The 22,067-nt window shown below is 41.4% G+C and carries 22 protein-coding genes and 1 pseudogene; 19 read left to right on the top strand and 4 right to left on the bottom strand.

All coding sequences use genetic code 11. From position 1 onward, the window contains the following. Positions 1–27: 27 nt before the first annotated feature. The gene (locus BMZ78_RS14230) at positions 28–519 is read left to right on the top strand and encodes a hypothetical protein (protein ID WP_093231104.1); all 492 of its coding nucleotides are present in this window, start codon (positions 28–30) and stop codon (positions 517–519) included. A gap of 68 nt (positions 520–587) precedes the next feature. Here the strand turns inward: BMZ78_RS14230 and BMZ78_RS14235 are convergent, their stop codons facing one another. Beyond that, complete coding sequence (locus BMZ78_RS14235; protein ID WP_093231105.1) at positions 588–2,033, bottom strand: aminotransferase-like domain-containing protein; 1,446 nt, start codon at positions 2,031–2,033, stop codon at positions 588–590. 98 nt (positions 2,034–2,131) lie between these two features. On the opposite strand from BMZ78_RS14235, the gene BMZ78_RS14240 reads away from it, so the two are divergent. Continuing rightward, on the top strand, positions 2,132–2,686 hold the full coding sequence (locus BMZ78_RS14240; protein WP_093231106.1) for a pyridoxamine 5'-phosphate oxidase family protein: 555 nt from the start codon (positions 2,132–2,134) through the stop codon (positions 2,684–2,686). A gap of 178 nt (positions 2,687–2,864) precedes the next feature. On the opposite strand, the gene BMZ78_RS14245 is transcribed toward BMZ78_RS14240, so the two are convergent. After that, a complete protein-coding gene (locus tag BMZ78_RS14245; RefSeq protein WP_093231107.1) occupies positions 2,865–3,326 on the bottom strand; it encodes a hypothetical protein in 462 nt (153 codons plus the stop codon). 359 nt (positions 3,327–3,685) lie between these two features. On the opposite strand from BMZ78_RS14245, the gene BMZ78_RS14250 reads away from it, so the two are divergent. Further along, positions 3,686–4,504, top strand: a complete 819-nt coding sequence (locus tag BMZ78_RS14250) for a cyclase family protein (RefSeq protein ID WP_093231108.1) — start codon at positions 3,686–3,688, stop codon at positions 4,502–4,504. 30 nt (positions 4,505–4,534) lie between these two features. Then, positions 4,535–4,876 (top strand): EthD domain-containing protein, encoded by a 342-nt coding sequence (locus tag BMZ78_RS14255; protein ID WP_093231109.1) that lies wholly within the window; start codon positions 4,535–4,537, stop codon positions 4,874–4,876. Here the strand turns inward: BMZ78_RS14255 and rarD are convergent. Next, positions 4,873–5,769 (bottom strand): EamA family transporter RarD, encoded by an 897-nt coding sequence (gene rarD / locus BMZ78_RS14260; RefSeq protein ID WP_093231153.1) that lies wholly within the window; start codon positions 5,767–5,769, stop codon positions 4,873–4,875. The two genes, BMZ78_RS14255 and rarD, sit on opposite strands and share 4 nt — an antisense overlap. 497 nt (positions 5,770–6,266) lie before the next feature. Between rarD and BMZ78_RS14265 the strand changes: the two genes are divergently transcribed. The 9 genes and pseudogenes from BMZ78_RS14265 to BMZ78_RS14305 all read left to right on the top strand — a co-directional run bounded on the left by BMZ78_RS14265 (position 6,267) and on the right by BMZ78_RS14305 (position 15,297). Continuing rightward, a complete protein-coding gene (locus tag BMZ78_RS14265; protein ID WP_093231110.1) occupies positions 6,267–7,076 on the top strand; it encodes an ABC transporter permease subunit in 810 nt (269 codons plus the stop codon). A gap of 24 nt (positions 7,077–7,100) precedes the next feature. Further along, entirely contained in the window at positions 7,101–8,129 is a 1,029-nt protein-coding gene (locus BMZ78_RS14270; protein WP_093231111.1) for a taurine ABC transporter substrate-binding protein, read from the top strand. Positions 8,130–8,146: 17 nt separating this feature from the next. Further along, complete coding sequence (locus BMZ78_RS14275; protein ID WP_093231112.1) at positions 8,147–8,983, top strand: ABC transporter ATP-binding protein; 837 nt, start codon at positions 8,147–8,149, stop codon at positions 8,981–8,983. A 52-nt stretch (positions 8,984–9,035) separates the two neighbouring features. Continuing rightward, positions 9,036–9,971: a TauD/TfdA dioxygenase family protein gene (locus BMZ78_RS14280; RefSeq protein ID WP_093231113.1), complete on the top strand. Its 936-nt coding sequence runs from the start codon at positions 9,036–9,038 to the stop codon at positions 9,969–9,971. Positions 9,972–10,126: 155 nt separating this feature from the next. After that, positions 10,127–10,439 (top strand): annotated as a pseudogene (locus BMZ78_RS14285) (DMT family transporter). Between the two features lie 397 nt (positions 10,440–10,836). Continuing rightward, complete coding sequence (locus tag BMZ78_RS14290; RefSeq protein WP_093231114.1) at positions 10,837–11,412, top strand: thermonuclease family protein; 576 nt, start codon at positions 10,837–10,839, stop codon at positions 11,410–11,412. Between the two features lie 192 nt (positions 11,413–11,604). Beyond that, positions 11,605–12,546, top strand: a complete 942-nt coding sequence (locus tag BMZ78_RS14295; RefSeq protein ID WP_093231115.1) for an ATP-dependent DNA ligase — start codon at positions 11,605–11,607, stop codon at positions 12,544–12,546. A gap of 494 nt (positions 12,547–13,040) precedes the next feature. Then, positions 13,041–13,949: a non-homologous end-joining DNA ligase gene (gene ligD / locus BMZ78_RS14300; protein ID WP_093231116.1), complete on the top strand. Its 909-nt coding sequence runs from the start codon at positions 13,041–13,043 to the stop codon at positions 13,947–13,949. A gap of 49 nt (positions 13,950–13,998) precedes the next feature. Then, complete coding sequence (locus tag BMZ78_RS14305) at positions 13,999–15,297, top strand: amidohydrolase (protein WP_425263939.1); 1,299 nt, start codon at positions 13,999–14,001, stop codon at positions 15,295–15,297. Positions 15,298–15,386: 89 nt separating this feature from the next. Here the strand turns inward: BMZ78_RS14305 and BMZ78_RS14310 are convergent, their stop codons facing one another. Then, entirely contained in the window at positions 15,387–15,572 is a 186-nt protein-coding gene (locus BMZ78_RS14310) for a hypothetical protein (RefSeq protein WP_093231118.1), read from the bottom strand. Positions 15,573–15,733: 161 nt separating this feature from the next. On the opposite strand from BMZ78_RS14310, the gene BMZ78_RS14315 reads away from it, so the two are divergent. The 6 genes from BMZ78_RS14315 (at position 15,734) to BMZ78_RS14340 (ending at position 22,052) form a co-directional block, all read left to right on the top strand. Next, complete coding sequence (locus BMZ78_RS14315; protein WP_093231119.1) at positions 15,734–16,336, top strand: hypothetical protein; 603 nt, start codon at positions 15,734–15,736, stop codon at positions 16,334–16,336. Positions 16,337–16,526: 190 nt separating this feature from the next. Next, the gene (locus BMZ78_RS14320; RefSeq protein WP_093231120.1) at positions 16,527–17,078 is read left to right on the top strand and encodes a hypothetical protein; all 552 of its coding nucleotides are present in this window, start codon (positions 16,527–16,529) and stop codon (positions 17,076–17,078) included. Continuing rightward, on the top strand, positions 17,071–18,549 hold the full coding sequence (locus tag BMZ78_RS14325) for an AAA family ATPase (protein ID WP_245739867.1): 1,479 nt from the start codon (positions 17,071–17,073) through the stop codon (positions 18,547–18,549). The genes BMZ78_RS14320 and BMZ78_RS14325 overlap by 8 nt, the downstream gene beginning before the upstream one ends. Positions 18,550–18,573: 24 nt before the next feature. Then, entirely contained in the window at positions 18,574–19,455 is an 882-nt protein-coding gene (locus BMZ78_RS14330; protein ID WP_281244581.1) for a 3-hydroxyacyl-CoA dehydrogenase family protein, read from the top strand. Positions 19,456–19,613: 158 nt separating this feature from the next. Continuing rightward, complete coding sequence (locus BMZ78_RS14335) at positions 19,614–20,822, top strand: acetate/propionate family kinase (RefSeq protein ID WP_093231121.1); 1,209 nt, start codon at positions 19,614–19,616, stop codon at positions 20,820–20,822. 45 nt (positions 20,823–20,867) lie between these two features. Then, a complete protein-coding gene (locus tag BMZ78_RS14340) occupies positions 20,868–22,052 on the top strand; it encodes a pyridoxal phosphate-dependent aminotransferase (RefSeq protein ID WP_093231122.1) in 1,185 nt (394 codons plus the stop codon). The last annotated feature ends 15 nt before the right edge of the window (positions 22,053–22,067 follow it).

Consider the following 22,067-nt stretch of genomic DNA (forward strand, 5'->3'; position numbering starts at 1 on the left):
ATTACGAATGAAAAAGGGGGTAAACACATGATGGAGATGGAAAGCCCTTATAACCCTTATATGGATGATATGGAAATTGAGCAACAATTTCCTCAGCCACCAACCATACCTGGTCATCCGATTCCACCATCCAGACCCGACCAAAGATATCCGATTCCACCATCCAGACCTGACCAAGGATATCCGATTCCACCATTCAGACCTGACCAAGGATATCCGATTCCACCGCCCAGACCCGCTCAAAGACAGCCTGCCCTGCCAGCCCCACCTCCCTATGCACCGACTACTCCGCCACACTTTCCTCCTGGAGCGCCACCTTATGTAGATCCAAGACGTTTGCGGAGATGTATGCATCGGATGGTATATATCTGGCGTCATGGTGGTAGAAGACCTTTTTGGGCTTGGCTTACAGCTGTAACTGGTCAAAACATAGCAGGTTATAGATGGAGTGAAAGAAGAAGAACTTGGGATCCTTTTAGCATGAATATCCATGAAATCAGATCTTTCCAATGCTATTAAGGGAATAAGGCTCCTGCGGGGGCTTGTTTTTTTCGTAATAACACAACTAATTATGAAAAAAGCTTTGATCAATACGAAGAATGATAGCGCCGTAAGATTTTCCCTATTCGTTGGATCGCTTGATCCAATATCTCAGGAGGTATTTTTCCGAAATTGACCTGAAAGCCAGGTACTGGTTGCTCAACGGCAAAAGCTTCTCCTGGCATGACAAATACATGTTCAGCCAAACATTGCTCAATAAAACGGGTTTCATCCATCGGATGAGGTGGATGTACCCATGTCGTGATGCCGACTTGCGGGGAAGAGAAGGTATACCCGGGAGGAAGCCAGCGTTCCAAACTTTCTAGCATCTGATTGCGAGCCGTTTTCAATCGTTGGCGCAGTTGCTTTAGATAGTTGGGAAAATTTATTTTTTCCCACAGGTGAAGAAGCAGATATTGAGTAAATACAGATGCGGTTTTATCCACGAGCGATTTGGCATGGTGCATGATTTCAACATAAGGTTCAGGAACAATCAGGTACCCTAATCGTATGTTTGTATGGATGAGCATGTGAAAAGAACTCGTATAAAAGATTGAGACATTTGGAGCCATGTTTGTAGCTAAAGCATAAAGAGTGGTAGGTGGGATAGGAGTGTAATAAAGCTCAGCATAAAAGTCATCTTCTAAAATCGGAAAGTTTCGTTTCTGGGCGAGCGCTATAACGGCACGCTTTTTTTCTTCTGACCATGATGCTCCAGTCGGATAGTGACCATTGGGCATAGTGAAAAGGAGTGAGATGGATTTTTTCTGGCAGATTTGTTCTAAGTGGTCAAGATCAATACCATCGGATACCTGTCGAATAGAAACTACTTGAGCTCCTTTGGACTGAAAAATTTCTTTGATGGGTAGATAGCAAGTTTCAGGAATCACAACGATATCACCGGGCTTTAATAAGAGATCGGCAATGAGCCAGATAGCTTGTTGACTGCCATTGAATATACATAGGGAAGAAAGATCGCTCCAAATGCCCCGCTCAACCAATAATCCCTGGATTTTCGAACGAAGATCTGATACACCGAAAGGATCTGATTCTTCTACTTTTAACGAAGAGTCAAGTGCTTGATTGCTTACTTCTTTGAGGGCTTGCAATAAAACAGGATCTGGAGGAAGAGAGATACCAGAAACAGGATACAGCCCAGGAATCTGTTTAAATGCTTTAAGAGTCTGTAATAGAGCCAGTCGTTTGGCATGTCGTTTTGGGGCAAGCATGGGTGTAGATTGAGGGAGATGGGCAGATACCGTCGTACCGTGACGGGGCTTGCTGGTAATCCATCCATCTTTTTTGAGAAGCTGATAGGCTTTTTGGGCAGTTTCCATACTGATTTGAAGAGATTTCGATAATTCCCGAACCGTTGGTAACGATTGGCCCGGTTTTAGCCGTTTGGCTCGAATGGCAGAGATGAATTGTTCTGCTATTTGTTCTGGTATTGGGATAGAGCTGGTTCGATCAATATACAAATATGGAATTGACAAGGGCTTTCCCCCTCCATATAATCTTAAAAATTTATACCCATTGTTCTGCTTTATTCATTTTAGCAGAACAATGGGTAAAAGGATGAGGAGGAATAAATATGAGGCCCTTGCGCAGGAAAATGAAAGAAGTGACAGATACCAATAGAATTCATACCTTTATCCAACAGGCACGTGTGGGATATTTGGGATTATATGATGAAGAGGGGACCTATGTTGTACCGCTAAATTTTAGTTGGCTTAATGGAAACATCTATTTTCACGGGAGCAATGAAGGAAGAAAAGTAGACGCCATTCAAGAGAATGAAACCTACTGTTTTACCTTAGCTGAGGAATATGGTACCGTCGCAGACCCTGTGCCAGCCCATACTGGCACTGCCTATTTCAGTGTAATGATTTTTGGCAAATTGGAGATCGTTCAAGATTTGGAGGAGGCCACAGACGCACTGGAAGCGATGTTAAATAAATATGTGCCTGGATACTTTAAGACGAAGTTATCATCGTCTCATGTAGAAAGATATCGTTCGAGCATGGGAAGTCCAACAGTGGTTTACCGACTGACACCGAGCTGGATTACAGCCAAGGAGGACCCGGTAGAAGAGGATAAAATGTTTTATCCAGGCCGAACTCAATTAGAAGATATTCGGAAAAGATAAAAGAAAAGATATAAGTTGCTGTCTGGTAGAGAGTCCAGTTGTAAGGTAATCATATTTGATATGGTTAAAATCTCCGTATTTCGATTTCAAGCACCCATTCATCTCACTCATTATAGAAGTGGGAGAATTCTGGGTGCTCTTTAGTTAAACAAATCAAGTGAAAGACGAATCCCAACTTTCATCTCACTTCGATGACGAAAAAGTAACTGGCGCTTCCTTCTTTCCAATTACCGTAAATATGGTAGATATATTTTCCTTTTTCATGTGGAAGGATCATCGATTGGTTTTGGATTGGGATGGGTTTGACTTTGCCATCTGCCCATGTCTTTCCATTGCTCCATTGCTCTGCTTTTAGTGTTCCGCCTTTGGGCGGATAGTCAAAGTGGATGAGCAGTTTTGTTTGAGGCAAAACAGGGATCGGTTGATGATTTTTTACCAACTCGGTCGACTCAATGGCATCGACGCACTCCCCTTTGTTGCCACTCTTCCAACAATATGATCCCCGCACAGCTGAAACCTTTTTTCCATCTGCTGTAATCGTAGGTAGCGGTGGTTTAGGGTATTTTGGTATTTCCGGGTTGCAACCCATCAAAGTGAGAATACAGAGACAGCAAACCATGAATGTACCCCATATTTTCAAAGAAAATCTTCCTCTACTGGTTATTTTAATATTCCGAAATATATGCATCTTAATTCTGTGCTTGGATGTTTCTTTGGTAAGATCATATCATGATAACGCTTGGAAATGAACCTGTTTATTTACGAATAAAAGCAAAAGTCAGTGAAATAGGATTAATTCACAAAGCCGGTGACAAACACGTTTTTCCTTTTCCAGTTGAACGACTGATAAAGGAAAAAACAAGCTGAATTCAGCCTTCATATAAAAATGGATATTTTTCTATTTTAAAGAATTAGTTTATAATCAAATCGATTAGTTTTGTTGTACTAATCAATATAAAAAATTGGAAAATGATATCGATAGGTTGTTGGAGGGCAAAGATGAAAGAAACATATGAAAAAAATGGGAAAAAAATCACGCTGATTGATCTTAGCGATCGTTTGGAAAACGAAACGAGTTCTTTTGAGCCGAACCCTCACCATATTCGTTATTTCAAGCATGAGGAAGCGGTTCAGGTTACCGAAAAGGTACTGGGATTGGACGCTACATATTGGCCAGATGGGGAAGGTTGGGCTGTTGAGGAAGTGACACTTTCAACCCATGCAGGTACCCATGTAGATGCTCCTTATCATTATGGAGCGAAGTCGGCTGGAAAACCAGCCAGAACCATTGATGAAGTACCGCTTCATTGGTGTTATGGAGATGGAGTTCTGCTGAATATGACACATAAGCAGGCTGGAGAAGAGATTACAGTAGAAGATATCCAAAACGAACTGGCGAGGATTGGGTATGAGATTAAGCCATATGATATTGTCCTGATTTATACCGGAACTTCCAGGCATTTTAAAACACCTGGATATGAGTTCAAGCATCCTGGATTGGGGCGAGCAGCTACAGAGTGGCTGGTAGATCAAGGAGTACGTTTGATTGGGATTGATGCTTGGGGATTGGATCGTCCGTTTGATGTGATTGCACAGGAAGCCAAAGAAGGAAAAAGACAGTTTTGGGAAGCTCATCTGGTCGGTCGTGAAAAAGAATATTGCCAGATTGAGAAACTATGCAACCTGGATCAGATTCCAAAACCATTTGGTTTTAAAGTTTCCGCTTTTCCGATCAACATCGCAAAAGCGAGTGCAGGTTGGAGCCGTGTTGTGGCCATTATTGAAGAAGATGTGAGCAAAGTGGGTGGAACTAGCTAAATGACATGAATCTGAAGAGGTGGCAGATCCATGTATAAAACGGTAGGCATTTATAAAGGGATTGATGATATAGAGGCATTTGAAAAGTTTTATGTCAAAGAAGTGATACCGAGAATGCTGAAGCTGCCTGGAGTCATCAAGATGAACATCACTCGATTGTACTATACGAATCCGGAGAATCAACCAGACGGCCTTCAGGATGTTCAATTCATTATCGAGACACATTACGAGTCCCTGGAAGCGATACATAAAGTCTTGGATACCCCAGAAGGACAGGAGCTCGCCCGCATCATTACAGGTAAAAACAAAGGACGTTGGCAAGAGGGTCCATTTCCAGTGTCAGTAGCCTTAGGCGTCATGGAAAGATTCTAGTTCTCTACGCTATGAGGTCTTTGGTCAACTTTTTGAAATTTCCTGGTATAAGAAAGAGTATACAGGATCAGTCCAATCCAAATAAAGCTGAAGCTGATCATATGAGTGACCGTGAACGACTCTTTATATAAAAATACGCCTAGAATCAAGCTGATGGTGGGCGCCAAGTATTGCAAAAAGCCGATCGTGGACAGCGGAACTACACGGGCTCCAAGCGCAAACCACAACAGGGGCAGGGCCGTAATCACTCCTGTCCCGATGATTAGAAGAATCAGATCGGGTGAAGCTGAGATAAAGTGCCCTGTTCCTTGGACTTCAGCGAACAGGAGATAAAAAAAGGAGAAAGGAAAGACCATGAGGGTTTCAAGAGCCAATCCTGTCAGGGCATCTACTTGAATTAACTTTTTGGCCAGTCCGTAAAAAGCGAAAGATAGTGCCAAACAAAGAGAAATCCATGGAACGGTTCCATATTGGATGGTGAGTATCGCTACACCGATGGTTGCGAGGAGAAGAGCCGTTTTTTGCCAGGCGTTTAATCGTTCGCGCAATACAATCATTCCAAGTAGCACACTGATCAATGGATTGATATAGTAACCCAAACTGGCTTCAATGATATGCCCATGATTAACAGCCCAAATATAGATAAACCAATTGCAACTGATCAGGAGTGCGCAAAGGAAAACAAAAAGTACCCTTTTCCTGTCTTTGATCACTTCTTTCAAACTCTGCCAGCGTTTTTTGAAGAAAAGAAGAACTGCTACAAATAAAAAAGACCAAAAGATGCGATGAGCCAACAGTTCTTCAGAAGAGACCGATTGTAGCAGTTTCCAATATAAAGGAAGAAGCCCCCAGGCTACATAGGCGGAAAATGTGTAAGCAATGCCAACTTTCATATGGATCGATTCTTTTCTCTCTGTGTCCACGAACTGATCACCTGCAATTCGCTGAGAATCAAATAACTTTATAAACATTCATATATGAAGTATGCAATCTATCATATATTATATATGTTTTCATACTCGAAAAAATAGAATAGCTAAATAAAATGGATTAAGAGATTGTAAAAATGATAGGTAAGCAAGTAAGCAAGAAGTTGTTCAACTGGAAAAGGAAAACTGGGTTTGAGGGCTGTAAGTTTTCAAAACAGTGTTTCGGTGTGCTAGGCACCATGAAAAGGTATCAAAAAAATGTTGACAGAATTAATTGCCTATTGTTAGAATAATTCATAGTTAATCGATGTGAATTATATGAATTGAACCGACCAGACAACTGGAGGTCCTAAACATACACAGATCGGTATAGATCTGTAGGTTATAGGGCCTCTTTTTGTTTTCTTTTTAAAGCCATTTTTCCTATCTATACCCTATGAAACGAAAGGAAATGAGTATCGATGTCCAGAGAAATTGCTTTAGCTACGAATGAAAAAAAGGTGGTGATATCCACCAAGTGGATTTCGGCTGGCACGATTGTTGGCCTAATCTTGCTATGGACGGTGGTTACAAACTTAAAATGGATCGATCCGTTGTTTTTGCCTTCCCCGCAATCGGTATGGAGTGCATTCGTAGAACTGATCAAAGACGGTTATAAGGGTTCTTCCTTAGGAACACATATCCTTAGCAGCCTCTATCGGTTATTTATATCCCTGATTTTGGCATTTATTATTGCCGTACCACTTGGGATGCTTTGTGGATATTCGAAATATATTCGTGCCGTTTTTGATCCAATTATTGAATTTTATCGGCCTCTGCCGCCTTTGGCATACTATGCCTTATTGATCCTTTGGTTAGGTATTGATGATACTTCAAAAATAGCACTGCTTTATCTCAGTGCATTTGCACCGTTGTTTATTGCTACTGTGTTTAGTGTCCAGAAGGTTTCTCAAGATCGAATCAATGGAGCGCTTGCCTTAGGGGCATCTAAATGGAAAGTATTCGTCTTTGTTATTTTTCCAAGCTGCTTACCAGATATTATCACCGGTTTGCGAACAGCCATAGGTGTTTCTTATGCCACACTAGTAGCGGCGGAAATGGTTGCGGCAACTTCGGGAATTGGCTGGCTGGTCCTAGACGCAAGCAAATACTTGCGCAGTGACATTACACTTGTCGGAATCATCATCATGGGTGGAATTGCCATGATCATGGATGGATGCATTCGGTTCGTTCAACGTTACAAATTTTCATGGGTGGGAACGCAAGATTAATGATTTAATTGGAGGGTAAACACAATGTCTTTACAAAAAACAACAAACCTTTTCTTACTTACGATTTTTTTCGCCATTCTTATTTTTATATCTGCTGCCTGCTCCAATCAAAAAGCATCCAGCTCCGATAAGAATTTATCCTTACCAAAAGAAGTGCGGATCGGATATCAGGTTTCTCCAAGTGGAGAGCTATTGGCAAAAGCACTTGGTTTATTGGAGAAAAAATATCCCGATGTAAAAGTGGAATGGATTCAGTTTGATTCAGGAAGAGATGTAAACAATGCGATGGCAAGTGGAAGCATTGATTTTGGAAACGTCGGAACACCGCCTGCCTCCATCGGAATTGCCAGGGGATTACCATATAAAGTTTACTATATGCACAATATCATTGGTGAGAGTGAAGCGTTAGTTGTAAAAAAGGAAGCAGGGATTCAATCTTTGAAAGACCTAAAAGGGAAAAAAATTGCAACCACTTTTAGTTCTACTTCTCATTTTAGTTTGCTAGGCGCCCTTAGGACAGCGGAAATTGATCCGGAAAAGGAGAAGATCACTATTTTAGATATGCAGCCGCCGGATATTTTCGCTGCCTGGAAAAGAAATGACATCGATGGTGCCTACATCTGGCAGCCTACACAAGCGAAGCTGGTTAATGCAGGAGGCAAAGTGATTTTATCTTCGAAGGACTTGGCCGAAAAAGGGGTTGTCACAGCAGATTTAGGAATTGTTCAAAAAGATTTTGCAAAAAAATATCCGGACTTTGTTAAAAAATATATCGCTGTTTTAAATGAAGCTGTTCATTATTACCGGGAGAAACCGAAAGAATCTTCCCAGCTGCTTTCAAAAGAATTAGGGCTGTCTCCAGAGGATAGTTTAAAAACCATGCAGCAAATCATCTGGCTGGACGCCTCACAGCAGGAAAAGTATTTTGGAAAATCCGGGCAGGATGGAGAACTATCAAAAGTGTTAAAAGATACTGGTGATTTTATGTTCAAACAGAAGTCAATTCCATCATCTCCAGATTTAAAAAGTTATCAACAAGGCTTATTAAAGTAGAAAAAGGAGAGGTGCTTATGTCTGTACTCACCTCAAACGAAGTTCAGGAAGAAATTTTAACAAATGAAGCAATAAAAGTACAGAAAGAAGCTTTAACAAGTAAAACAGTCATAGAGGCAAAAAATGTAAATTTGTTTTACGGAAATTTACAGGTTTTAAAATCTATTAATCTAAAAGTTTATCTAAATGATTTTGTTTGTGTCTTAGGTTCATCGGGTTGTGGAAAATCATCGCTCCTTCAGGTATTGGCCGGATTTCTTAAACCAACATCCGGCGAAATAACGATTGGCGGGAAACAGCATAAGAAACCAACCCCTGATGTAGGCGTGGTCTTTCAACATCCAAACTTATTTCCGTGGCTCTCCATTGAAAAAAACATTGCGTTTGGGTTAAGAATGCAATCCGTTCCTAAAACTGAACGAAAGAGAGTCGTTTCTCATTATCTTGAAATGGTCGGACTGCAATCCGCTGCGAAGATGCTGCCGCATCAACTTTCCGGGGGGATGAAACAAAGAGCTTCGATTGCCCGGACATTGGCTACGAATCCAAAGGTTATTTTAATGGATGAACCTTTCAGTGCACTTGATGCTCTAACCCGTATGTCTATGCAAAGCCATCTCAAAGAAATTTGGAAAAAGACACAAAAATCCATCTTTTTTATTACCCATGACGTGCATGAAGCTCTTCTGCTGGGAACCCGAATTGTCGTGATGCATCCAAGCCCTGGCAGGATTGTACTTGATATTCCAAACCCGTTAGCAAAAAAAGATGATTTGCCCCAGCAGGCAGAACAGTCAAAGGAATTTGCTCAATTAAGTAACTACTTACTTTCTGTTATAAGCAATAAAAAATAATAATTAATTTAAAAAGTTTATATAATTTGATCATTAGAAAGGAGAATGTAAAATGTCTAAAGGTAATTATGTTGATATTTCCCGTCCATTGGAAATTCCCCGAAATCGTTATACAGGTACCCGGATTCTTCGCCGTCTTCCCGAAGGAGTTGAAGAGAAACCATACAGATTGTTTCAAGTAAAGCCATTAAGTCCTCTGATTGGGGCAGAAATTATCGGAGTAGATTTACGAAATCCCCTTACTGCGGAAGTAAAGGATGAGCTGCACCGCGCATTGCTGGAGTGGAAGGTAATTTTCTTCCGAAACCAGCAAATTACAAGCGAACAACATATTGCCTTTGGCCGTAATTGGGGGGAACTGGAAGTCCATCCTTTCCTTCCGGAAGGCGATTCCTCTGAGATCGTCCGGTTTACGAAAGACAAAACAGCTACAAGTTATGAAAATATTTGGCATAATGATACAACATTCCGGCAAACTCCGGCCCGTTTCTCCATCCTTAGGGTGATTAAAACTCCTCCATTTGGAGGCGATACATTATGGGCTGATACGGCAGCTGCCTATGACAATTTACCTGATGAAATCAAAGAGCGGATTGATGGTTTGACAGCCATTCATGATTTTACCCATGTGTTTGGCCATCAACTGAACGAAGAGGAGTTAGCCTATTGGCAAGCAGAATTCCCAATCGCAGAGCACCCTGTGGTGATTAAACACCCGGATACCGGGAGAAAGACTCTATTTGTAAACCAAGACTTTACCGTAAAAATTGTCGGACTTGATGAAGAGGAAAGTGAGGAACTGCTCCAGTTTCTGTTCCAGCAGATTCACATTCCGGAATACCAAGTAAGATTTAAATGGGAAGACAACTCCATTGCATTTTGGGATAATTTTGCCACTCAACATTATGCAGTCGCAGACTATTATCCAAACGTTAGAATAGGGGAACGTGTTGCCATCATTGGTGAACGGCCGGTCGGTGTCAAATAAAACTTTGTGGAATTGTTGGCGTAGTCATATTCATTCTGTAATGGGCAGCTAATGGCTGCTCATTTCGTTTGGGAAAACCATCCTCAGGATTTTCTATAAATGTCAGTTTTCTTTAAAATGACGAATAAAATAAATAATTGTGGTGAGTAAATATAATGAACTGGCTTTATCTCTTTCTAGCTATCTTTTTCGAAATTATGGGTACTACCTCTGTAAAATTATCGAATGGTTTTACTAAAATAGTTCCCTCAATTTTAATGTTTGTATTTTTATGGATTAAGTTTAAGTTTTTTATCCTTTGCCTTAAAAAAAATTGATGTAGGCGTGGCCTATGCTGTTTGGTCGGGAGTAGGCATCACCATCGTTGTCTTAATTGGTATCTTCTTTTTCCAGGAATCCATCTCCGTTATAAAAGTAATATCCATCATATTGATTATCATAGGAATCTGCGGACTGAACTTAAGCTAAACTTTTATGCCGTCATCCTACAAGCTGTGGAATCTTTACAGATTCTGATATCTGCTTCTGGAACTAGCCACATTCCCGAAACCTTGAATCCGTGTATCTTCTTTTCCCGACATCATTTTTCACTGTATAAGTGTTAACGGAAAGTATCCGAGCTACATCTCGATCAAGAAGTCGTTCAACTGGAAAAAAACTAGGTTTGAGGGCAGCCTGAAACACCTGATTCATTACGAGAATCAGGTGTTTTTTTTCTGGCTTGTTAGGGGTGAATGTCTAGTTATCGTGTTTAATTCTTTATAATTGACATATATACTAGATTGTTAATATATAAATGTATTGAAAAAGTTGGTTTAATCCCTATTTTTCGTGATATATAAATAACAGGAGAGGATGAACATCTATGTTATGGAGAATGGTTCAGTTTTTTAAGTGGTTCCAATGGAAACAGGATCCTGTGAGAAAAAGGGGTCTCGTGAAAGTAAAAGTGCTGCACGTATATGATGGAGATACCATTCGTGTTCAGTTACCGAATGGGAAAGAAGAAAGGGTTCGCTTTTTATTAATCGATACTCCGGAACTCCATCATCCTGAAAAAGGGATGCAACCGTATGGGGAAGAAGCAAAGTTGTATACCAAATATAAAATTTATAAAAGCCGAGTGGTTGAATTGGGTTTTGATCAGGAAGAGCGTGATCGCTATGGAAGATTGTTAGCCTATGTCTATTGTGACCGAAAACTGTTGCAAGAGGAACTTGTCCGAAAAGGGTTTGCCAGAGTTTGTTATACAAGAAATCGAAATGAGGCAATCGTAAATCGGGTGAGAGCAGCACAAAAAGAAGCAAAAGAAAATAAAAGAGGGATATGGGCTTGTAAAGGATATGTAAGTAGAAACGGATATCATCCAGAAGCGATGGGGTTATTTCAACGATTTTTACATATGTTTAGAGGAAAACTATTAAAATTGGTACTGGATTAATATACATAGATGGGTAGCCAAAAGACTTGATTATTAATGAAAGATGTTTAATAATCAGGGTTTCCTTTTTGTCGGTGTCCAATGGCAGGCACCGACTTTTCATTTGAAGTAATACGGAAGGATGGGTTCAAAATAAATACATAATCCAAACCATAATCGTTCAAACTATCCCAAAAATCTCGAGGTTGAATGATGGTGTGGAACCCTGTAGTACCTTTTGAGCCTGTTCGTATGAATCAATCTCCAGCCGGAGAGAATTGGATTGCCCAGGTGAAGTGGGATGGTGTAAGAGTCTTGACCTATTGTCTGGATCACGAAGTGAAGCTGTTTAATCGGAAAAAAAATGAAAGAACCTTACAGTATCCCGAGCTGCTAAACATATCGAGCTACTGCAAGGCATCCTCTGTTATTTTGGACGGAGAAGTTATTGCACTTGTAGATGGAAAGCCTTCTTTTCATGAAGTCATGAAAAGGGATGCACTGAGAACAGCTAGCAAAATAGAAAAAGCGAAAAAGCAGATCCCCATCACTTACATGATCTTTGACATTCTCTATCATAATGGTCAGTGGGTAACCGAATGGCCATTGATGGAAAGACAGGCACTTTTGCAAGAGATTATTACACCACAAGATTACGTCCAAACGGTTCCCAGTTTTTCGGATGGGAAAGCTTTATTTGAAGTCATGAAAGCCTATGATATGGAAGGAATTGTCTACAAGGATCGAACCAGCACCTATGTAATTGGCGGAAAAGATCGACGTTGGATCAAGAAAAAAGTGGATCACGATCTTTATGCTGTGGTCGGAGGAGTAACCATGCGGCAAGGCATCGTGAATGCCCTGTTGCTGGGGGTGTACGATCAGGAAGGGAAGTTGCACTATATTGGGCATGCAGGCACAGGCAAACTGACAAAAAAGGAATGGTATGCCTTTACCCAAGGAATCCAACCTCTCATTAGAGAACAATCTCCTTTTGTTAATGACTCTCCCAGGATGAAAGGAGCGATCTGGTTGGAACCCCAATTGGTCGTGAAAGTGAAGTTTGCTGAATGGCTACCCGGAAAAACGCTTCGACAACCAAGCATTCAAGCGTTTGTAGAGGTAAAGCCCATGGATTGTACTTTTGATCAGTGATCCGGATGGTAAAGACGAAGACACCCCGAATACCGGGGTGCTGAGACTGTTGACAAACCCGGTTTTCCTTTTCCAGTTGAACGACTTCTTGCTCGTATTTAAGCAACGGGAGTGAAACGGAAAAGGAAAACCGGCATATAACGGAAACTTTGTCAAAAAGCTGAGACACCCCGAATACAGGGGTGCCTCTTTTTTGGTTTTTTTACCAGAAAAATCGGTGTGGAAAGAAAAACGGGAATGGGCGGAAAAAGAAGAAAGGAGCCGGAAAGAAAAAGAAGGGGGGAAAAATATTAACATCCGCTGAAGGGAATTCACTTTGGGCATCATATTGGGAGAGATCGAAATTGTAAGGGGCATATAAATTTGTTTTGTATATGTTTTTATCCATTAGACCTTCACCTCGTTTGCTGTTCTATGTAGTCAATTTATGTATGAATGAATGATTTGGTTATTTGTCTATTCTTAAATTAGACTTGTTCATGGGAGGACATAGTATGCCATCGCCATTTCGCATGGTATCGATTGAAGGATATGAGCTGAAAATTACCAATCCGGATAAATGGCTGTTTCCGGAACAACGGATCAGTAAGTGGGATTATATATTGGAGTGTATTCGACTGGCCCCTTTTCTCCTGCCTTATTGCCGTGATCGCTATCTTACAACGATTCGCTTTCCAGATGGAGTAGGGAAAGCATTTTTTTACCAAAAAAATGTGCCGGTCCATCGTCCAGACTGGGTAGAAACGGTTTCAGATGGGGAAGTCGAGTATATTTTGCTCAATAATCTTCCGACGCTCGTTTGGTTAGCCAATTTGGCTTGCCTGGAGTTTCATGTTTCGTTTAATTTGTATACACAGCCTGATCATCCCAATGAGCTGGTATTTGACCTAGACCCCAGTATCCCGGAATTTTCCCAGGTTGTCGAAGTGGCATCTTGTACACGAGAAGTGCTTCAACAGATGGGACTTGACGGGGTTGTCAAAACCTCAGGGGCAAGTGGGTTGCAAATTTATGTCCCCATTGAACCGATTTATTCCTATGAGGAGACAAGAAAGGTTAGTCAATTTATCGCACGATACTTGGCAGAACGCTATCCCCGCTTGATTACCATCGAGCGAAAAGTACAGGCTCGTGGAGACAAGGTATATTTTGACTATCTCCAACATTGGCGCAAAAAAACCTTGATCGCCCCTTATTCCCCACGAGCCGTAAAAGAAGCGACGATTTCTGCCCCGGTCAAATGGGAAGAGTTAACGGAAGGGCTATCACCCAAGCAATTTCATTTGCCCACGATTCATGAGCGTTTGGAACAAGAGGGAGATTTATTTCGCCCGTTGCTTGTGGGACCACGTTATTCATTGGATGAAATTTTGCAGTTTGTAGAAAAACACTTGTCAGATTGATGTGTTTTGCGTTATGTTAATCGCATCAGGGGACAAGAAAAGAGGGAGTTTGATGAAACAGATCTTCATTCATGCAACGATCATTACAATGGTAGAAGGACAACAGCCATTTTCAGGAGCATTGGGGATTGAAAATGACCGAATTACATATGTGGGCCCAGTACCAACTGCAAAAGAACTGGATGCTTATGATCAGGTAATCGATTGTCAGGGTAAAGCCATTTTACCCGGATTTGTCAACACGCATGGTCATGCGGCAATGTCGCTTTTACGCGGGTATGCAGACGATTTGCCTCTTAAAAAATGGTTGGAAGAAAAAATTTGGCCACTGGAAGCGAAGTTTACCAGCGAACAGGTACGAGCAGGGACAGCTTTGTCCGTTTTGGAAATGATCCAATCAGGTACCACTTGTTTTTTGGATATGTATGATCATATGGATCAAGTGGGACAGGTGGTTACAGAAGCAGGAATCCGTGCCCGTCTGTGTCGGGGTGCCATTGGATTTGGCAGCGAAGAATTAAGGCAAAGCAAGCTGAATGAGGCAGCCCAATTTGCGAAAGATTGGCATGGTGCAGCTGATGGCCGCATAACCACGATGATGGCTCCGCATTCACCATATACGTGCTCACCTGAATATATTCGACAATTTATCGAAAAGGCAGCGGAACTAGGGTTGCCGATACATACGCATATGTCAGAAACGGCGGCAGAAGTACAGCAAAATGTGGATGAATATGGTGTTCGTCCTGTTGAACATCTACGTCGCCTGGGCTTTTTTGACTTGCCATCGCTGGTGGCTCACGCAGTCCATTTGACGGATGAAGAAATTGATATATTGGCAGAATATGATGTGAAAGTAGCCCATAACCCGGGAAGCAATTTGAAATTGGGAAGTGGAATTGCACCGATCCCGAAAATGTTGAAAAAAGGATTGCGTCCGGCTCTGGCTACAGATGGTGCAGCAAGTAATAACAATTTGGATATGTTGGAGGAAATTCAATTAGCGGCACTCATTCATAAAGGAGTGAACCAGGATCCGGAAGCAGTTCCAGCCTATGTAGCCTTGAGCATGGGAACCCTGTATGGTGCGGAAGCACTCTTCTTGGACAAAGAGATCGGTTCTTTGGAAGTTGGAAAAAAGGCAGATTTTATTACGATTGATTTAAGTGGGGCACATATGTGTCCGCTTCATGATGTCGTGTCACACCTGGTTTATTCTGCGTCTCGTGGTGATATCCAGGATGTTTATGTTGATGGAAAAGCGATCATGCGTAATCGTGAGTGTCTCACTTTAGATGAAGAAAAAATCCGTTATGATGCCATCAAAGCATTTGAAGCCATTCAATAAGGAGAATAAATAGCCTGCCCACATGGGCAGGCTGGAAATCATTGGCGGGAAGGTATAGGCAGGAGTTTTATAGTTAAAATATTACTAAACTAAACTTTAATATCGATTCCAACATGGAATCGAATCGGTAGCTCTTCCTCCATTGGAAACCATTGGCGATATCGAGCAGAAGGAGAGACCCAGGATTCGGTGTGGATTAAGGGCTCGACTCGCTGTAATTCTTCAGCAGAAAAATGTGTTTGAAGCAGTTCCTGAATCCAGTGGGGAGAAGACAAAACCCATTCACCTCCCTTGTAACGGTATTTTTAGTATCACCGAAACACCTAGGGATATGTTTAGTACATTTTTCACTTCAGCCCAATATGGGCTTTTTTATTTTGTAAGTAATAAATTCTGCATTTTTTTCGTAAAATTAAGACAAAAAGGAGGGGAAGACGTGTTGATTCGAGTGCTTTGTTTCCTTTGTTTGATTGTCTTGATTGGATGTGAAATGCCACCGAAGAAAGAACCAAATCAGATACAATCGAGTCAAGTACTGAAACAAATCGTGGAGAAAAAAATCCGACAGTTACAGTATCCCTTTTTCATACAAGCAAAACAGGAACAGTTTAAAGGTCAAGTCAATGGTGATGATTGGTTTGTTGAAAAGGATAAGAAAATTCGATTGGAAAAAAAGGGAGAACAGATTCAATTTCGAAAAGATGGAGATAAGGAAGTATTTATGGTTCATCAGATCGGCTTGATTTCTCCAAAGGATCATTTGCAATTGCTAAATGAAGCCGGAAAGCCGAAAAAAGAAAAAAGAAATATTTCCTGGGAAAGGAAACGTGCAGAACAACTCGATATCCATATTGATAAACAGAAACTTTCAGAAAGAATAAAAAAGAGCTTTTTATCTGATCAGCCATTGGTATTATCAGATCAAGTCGATGTGATATATCAATTGATATACTTGCCTGATACTTATGAGCTCAAGAAAATGACGATTTTGATCCAAGCGCAAAAGCACTTGTTACAAGAAGTTCGTTACACTTTTTAGTCTTGCTTTTGCAAAGAGACTTTATCCAGGTCTGAATCGGTATTTACTCCCGATTCTTTTTTTTGTGGCTACGATTGGAAAGACATCATTGCAGGCTTCTTTTCCAAGTTTCCCCTACACATTCGATATATCTACTGTGATATACTGTCTATGCATAAAAATTTATATCAGAGAAAGGAGGCGTGGCAGGATGAACATTCAGTTGCATCGGGTTTTGCTCAGTTTGCTTGTCACGCTGTCTATATTGTTTGGGGGTTTTTTTGCTTATCAAACATTTTATATAAAACGTTCCATTCAACAATCTGTTCAAAAAACCCCACATGTAACGATTGAAAAGCTGGAGGTTAGCCCAAAAGAGGTTCAGCTTCAGTTAAAAATAGATCAACAGTTCCCGGTTCATTCGATGTATGTTCCTTTATATCAACGCATTAAATCATATGTGGGAAATCGGGAGCTCCGCCTGCAAATCCAGGATCAACCTGATCATGAGTTGCAGCAAGCATGGAGCCAAATGCTTTTTGGTATCCGTGAAGGATTGGCTCAACAACGTTATACCCAAGTGCTTCATACGGTTGAAAAAGTGGCAGAGAATCAACAAATTGATTATCAAGTCAACATGGATCAACAGTATTTATATGTACATTTGCGAAAGGGAAATCACTTTTTAACAAAAGTAATCTCGCTTGATCAGGAATCAAGAGCGATGAATAAAGCAGGAAGCGAGGTGAAAAATATTGGGTAAAGAATGGATTATCGGCGCTGCTGCAGCTGTAGGGATATTCAGTATATTTTTGGGAGTCGATCCATTACCGATCCTGTTTTTGATGATCGTGGGAATGGCCGGGTATATTTACTCTCAGCGTTTCCAACATTTCAATAAGAATTATGCGCATGCAACAGGTTCCATTCCCAATGTAAGCTTTGAAGAAATTGGCGGGCAAGAGCAAGCAAAGAAAGAATTAAAGGAAGCCTTGGATTTTCTCATTCATCGTGAACAGATTTCATATTATGGCATTCGTCCGATTAAAGGAATTTTGCTTTCCGGACCACCCGGAACAGGAAAAACATTGATGGCGAAAGCGGCAGCCCATTACACTAATTCGATTTTTGTCAGTGCTTCTGGAAGTGAGTTTGTGGAGAAATATGTGGGAATTGGTGCTCAACGGATTCGTGAACTGTTTCAGCATGCACGCAAGCAGGCGAAAAAACAGCAAAAATCGAGTGCAATTGTCTTTATTGATGAAATCGATGTCATCGGTGGGAAAAGAGAAGGATCCCAGCATAAAGAATACGATCAAACATTAAATCAACTATTGACAGAAATGGATGGAATCACGACTGACCAAGACGTGTTTGTTTTGGTAATAGCCGCAACGAACCGAAAAGATATGTTGGATTCAGCGCTTTTACGACCTGGACGATTTGACCGGCATATTACCGTCAATCTACCTGACAAGAAAGCAAGAAAACAGATTTTGGAATTGCATATACGAAATAAACCTTTAGCGGAAGATGTGAATATTGAGCAGATCGCAAAGGAAACGTTTGGTTTTTCTGGAGCCCAGCTGGAGAGTTTAACCAACGAAGCGGCCATCTATGCGATGCGGGAGAAGAAAAAGAAAATCGAGCACAGGCACTTTTCTCTTGCGATCGATAAAGTGATGATGGGGGAAAAAATCGACCGTGATACCACCCAGGAGGAAAAAGAAAGAATTGCAATCCATGAGTTAGGACATGCCATTGTGGCTGAATGTGTCCGTCCCGGATCTGTATCTCAGGTTTCCCTTACACCGCGTGGTCAAGCTTTAGGGTATGTTCGCCATCATCCAGAACAGGATCGCTATTTATATACCCGTAAGCATATGGAAGAGCAAATGATGATTTGCCTGGCGGGAGCCGCTGCCGAAGAACTGGTCTGCGGTCAGCGTAGCACTGGAGCACGAAATGACTATGAACAGGCTTATCAATATGTTCGTACGTTGATTGAATCGGGTTTATCCGAATTAGGAATAGTAAATCCTGATCTAATAGGTAAGGATAAGATACAGGATGAAGCTTTAAGGATCTTGGAGCAACTTTATAAAGAGACATTAAAGCAGTTATTCCAATATCGATGGATATTTGCTGATTGTCTTAAAATTCTTTTGCAGGATGAAGTTTTATCAGGAGATCAATTCCGGAAAATGATGAAACCATATCAAAATGCCTCATAACTTAGTGTTGGAGGGGTGCTCGCTGTGCCAGGCATAGAGCAGATTGTAGTAATCGGTGGAGGTACGATGGGACAAGGCATTGCAGAGTTTTTTGCCTCAAAGGGATTGGATACGACCATTTTGGAAAAAACAGCTGAACTGGCAGAAAAAGCGAAACAACAGATCGAGTTAAGTTTGGCGAAAAAACTGTCAAAATGGGCGATTACGCTAGCAGAAAAAAAATTGATTTTATCCCGGCTTCACTTTACGAACGAAACAGGCGTATTGAAACAGGCGGACTTGGTCATTGAAGCAGTAACAGAAGATTTGGAGATTAAAAAAGAAGTATTTCGTATTTGTGATCAGTTATGCCAAACAGATGTCATATTAGCGAGCAATACTTCGACGTTAAGCTTGACAGAAATTGCAGCTGTGATAAAACGCCCTGAACGAGTGATTGGGATCCATTTTGTCCACCCCGTAACCAAAACGCCTTTGGTGGAAGTGATCAGGGGACTCAAGACATCACAGGAAACCGTCCAGGAGATTAAGAAATTGCTAAAAAGAATAGAACTTTCCGTTGTGGAAGTGTATGAGTCCCCTGGTTTTGTCACGACAAGGCTTATTTGTTTACTGATCAATGAAGCACTCTATACATTGATGGAAGGAGTAGCCAGTGCGAAAGATATCGATCAAGCCATGCGAATCGGCTATCACTTTGAAAAAGGACCATTAGAAATGGCTGATCGTTTTGGGCTCGACTACGTTCTATTCTCTCTGGAAAAGTTGTATCGCGAATTTGGTGATACCAAGTTCCGACCGGCCCCTTTGCTCAAACAAATGGTTAGAGCAGGTCATTTGGGTGTCAAAACAGGAGAAGGATTTTTTCATTATGACGAAGATGGAGATCGTTTGGATATAGGTTAAAAGAGAAATAAATGAAGGTCAAGCATGCAACCTGGTCAATGATTGTCTGGATCATTCAGATCAGGTTGTTATTTATCATCGAGAATGGTCGGTTCAGGCTGTGATGGAGAAAGATTTTTCGATTAAGGACCCTTTTTGAGAGGATGTGCTTGTTAGGCATGAAGGTTTTGATCATTAATTGTGGCAGTTCATCGATTAAATATGAACTGTTTGAGATGACAACCGAATCTGTATTGGCAGAGGGAGTTGTTGAACGTATTGGTACAGATAGCGCCATTATCAAACTCCGTGTAACAGGTCGAGACCCGTTGGTGCAAACATCGGAGATATTGGATCATCAAGTGGGATTGAGTCGTGTTCTGTCTTTATTGATGAGCAGGGAACAAGGCGTGATTCAAAGTGCAGAAGAAGTAAAAGCAGTTGGTCATCGCGTGGTGCATGGTGGAGAGTATTTTTCGGAGGCAGTCATTATCGATCCAAAAGTTCGGCAAGCAATTCGTCAAACCATTGATCTGGCACCTTTACATAATTTGCCAAATCTCCTGGGGATTGATGCAGCCCAAAGTCAGTTGCCCCAAGCTGTTCATGTAGCTGTTTTCGACACGGCTTTTCACCAAACGATGCCCACTTATGCCTATATGTATCCATTACCCCGTGTATTGTATGAGAAATATAAAATTCGCCGTTATGGCTTTCATGGTACCTCTCACAAATATGTAAGTCAAAGAGCTGCCGCCTTTTTGAAAAGGCCCATCGAAGAATTGAAAATCATCTCCTGTCATATTGGCAATGGTGCCAGCGTCGCAGCGATCAGGCAAGGGAAGTCGGTGGATACGAGTATGGGCATGACTCCTTTGGAAGGATTAATGATGGGAACACGCTGTGGTGACATTGATCCTGCCATTGTTCCTTATGTCATGGCTCGGGAAGAATTGACTTTGGCTGAAGTGAAATCGATGATGAATAAACATAGCGGACTTTTGGGGATTTCAGGTCTTTCAGAAGATATGCGAGTGATTGAAGAGGCAGCAGAACAGGGTCATGCACAGGCAAAACTGGCGTTAGATATGTATGTATATAAGATCAGAAAAGTGATTGGCTCCTATGTCGCAGCAATGAATGGAATGGATGTATTGATTTTTACAGCGGGAGTCGGGGAGAATTCATCACTGGTGCGAGAGAGGGTTTGTAAAAATCTGACCTGTTTTGGGATCGAGTTGGATGATGGGCAAAATCAGCTGCGACGAAAAGAAGAAAGGCGAATCAGTACCTCTTCGTCAAAAGTGGAAGTACTGGTCATCCCGACGAATGAAGAGTTGATGATTGCCCGTGAGGCAAAAAAGCTGGTGGAAAAAATCTCATTGTGATATGATGAACTTATTAGAAAAAAGAGTTTGGGGAGGAACCCATGCATGAAATTGTCTAAGCGAGTTCAACAACTTTCACCTTCACCGACTCTCGCCATTACTGCGACAGCGAAAGCACTGAAACAGCAGGGACAAGACGTAATTGGCCTGGGAGCAGGTGAACCAGACTTTAATACCCCTGAACATATTTTACAAGCTGCAAAAGAAGCGATGGATCAAGGACATACGAAGTACACCGCTTCTGGTGGAATTCCAGAATTAAAAGAAGCGATTATCCAAAAGTTGAAGAGGGATAATCAATTAGAATATCAATCCAACCAAATTACAGTAGCGGTTGGGGCCAAGCATGCATTATATAATTTGTTCCAGGCAATCCTGGATCCAGGCGATGAAGTGATTATTCCTGCGCCGTACTGGGTCAGTTACATAGAGCAAGTAAAATTGGCAGGTGGCGTACCTGTTATTGTGAATGGAAAAGAAGAGAATTCGTTTAAAATAACCCCTGAACAATTAAAAGAAGCGATCTCTGATCGTACGAAAGCGGTCTTGATCAATAGCCCTTCCAATCCAACAGGCATGCTGTATGATAAAGAAGAACTGAAGGCATTGGGACAAATAGCGGTTGATCATGACCTTTTCATCGTTTCGGATGAAATCTATGAGCATCTCATTTATGATGAGGGCATTCAGCATGTTAGCATTGCCAGTTTAGGACCGGAATTTTATAAAAGAACCATTATTATCAATGGGGTATCCAAAACCTATTCCATGACCGGTTGGCGGATTGGTTTTGCAGCAGGAGCGCCTGAAATCATTAAGGCTATGACTGATTTGGCCAGCCATAGTACTTCTAACCCCACTTCGATTGCACAATATGCGGCGATTGCTGCTCTCAATGGCTCACATGAGCCTGTTGAAGAGATGAAAAAAGCGTTCAAAGAGCGTCGTGATTATGTTGTCAAGCGTTTAAATGCGATTCCTGGTTTTAAATGCCTCAAACCGGCTGGCGCGTTTTATGCGTTTGTCAATATTCGGGAAGCACTTGATCAGTCGGGTAAATATCAGACCCCCGATGAATGGGCAAAAGCTTTATTGGAAAAAGAACTGGTCGCTGTTGTACCAGGCTCAGGCTTTGGATCCAATGACCACATTCGTATTTCTTATGCAACGTCGATGGAACAGCTGGAAAGAGCACTGGATCGAATCGAACGTTTTGTGAAATCAAATTAAGAAGACAAACGCCGA

The sequence above is a fragment of the Thermoflavimicrobium dichotomicum genome, assembly GCF_900114055.1.
Taxonomy (GTDB): domain Bacteria; phylum Bacillota; class Bacilli; order Thermoactinomycetales; family Thermoactinomycetaceae; genus Thermoflavimicrobium; species Thermoflavimicrobium dichotomicum.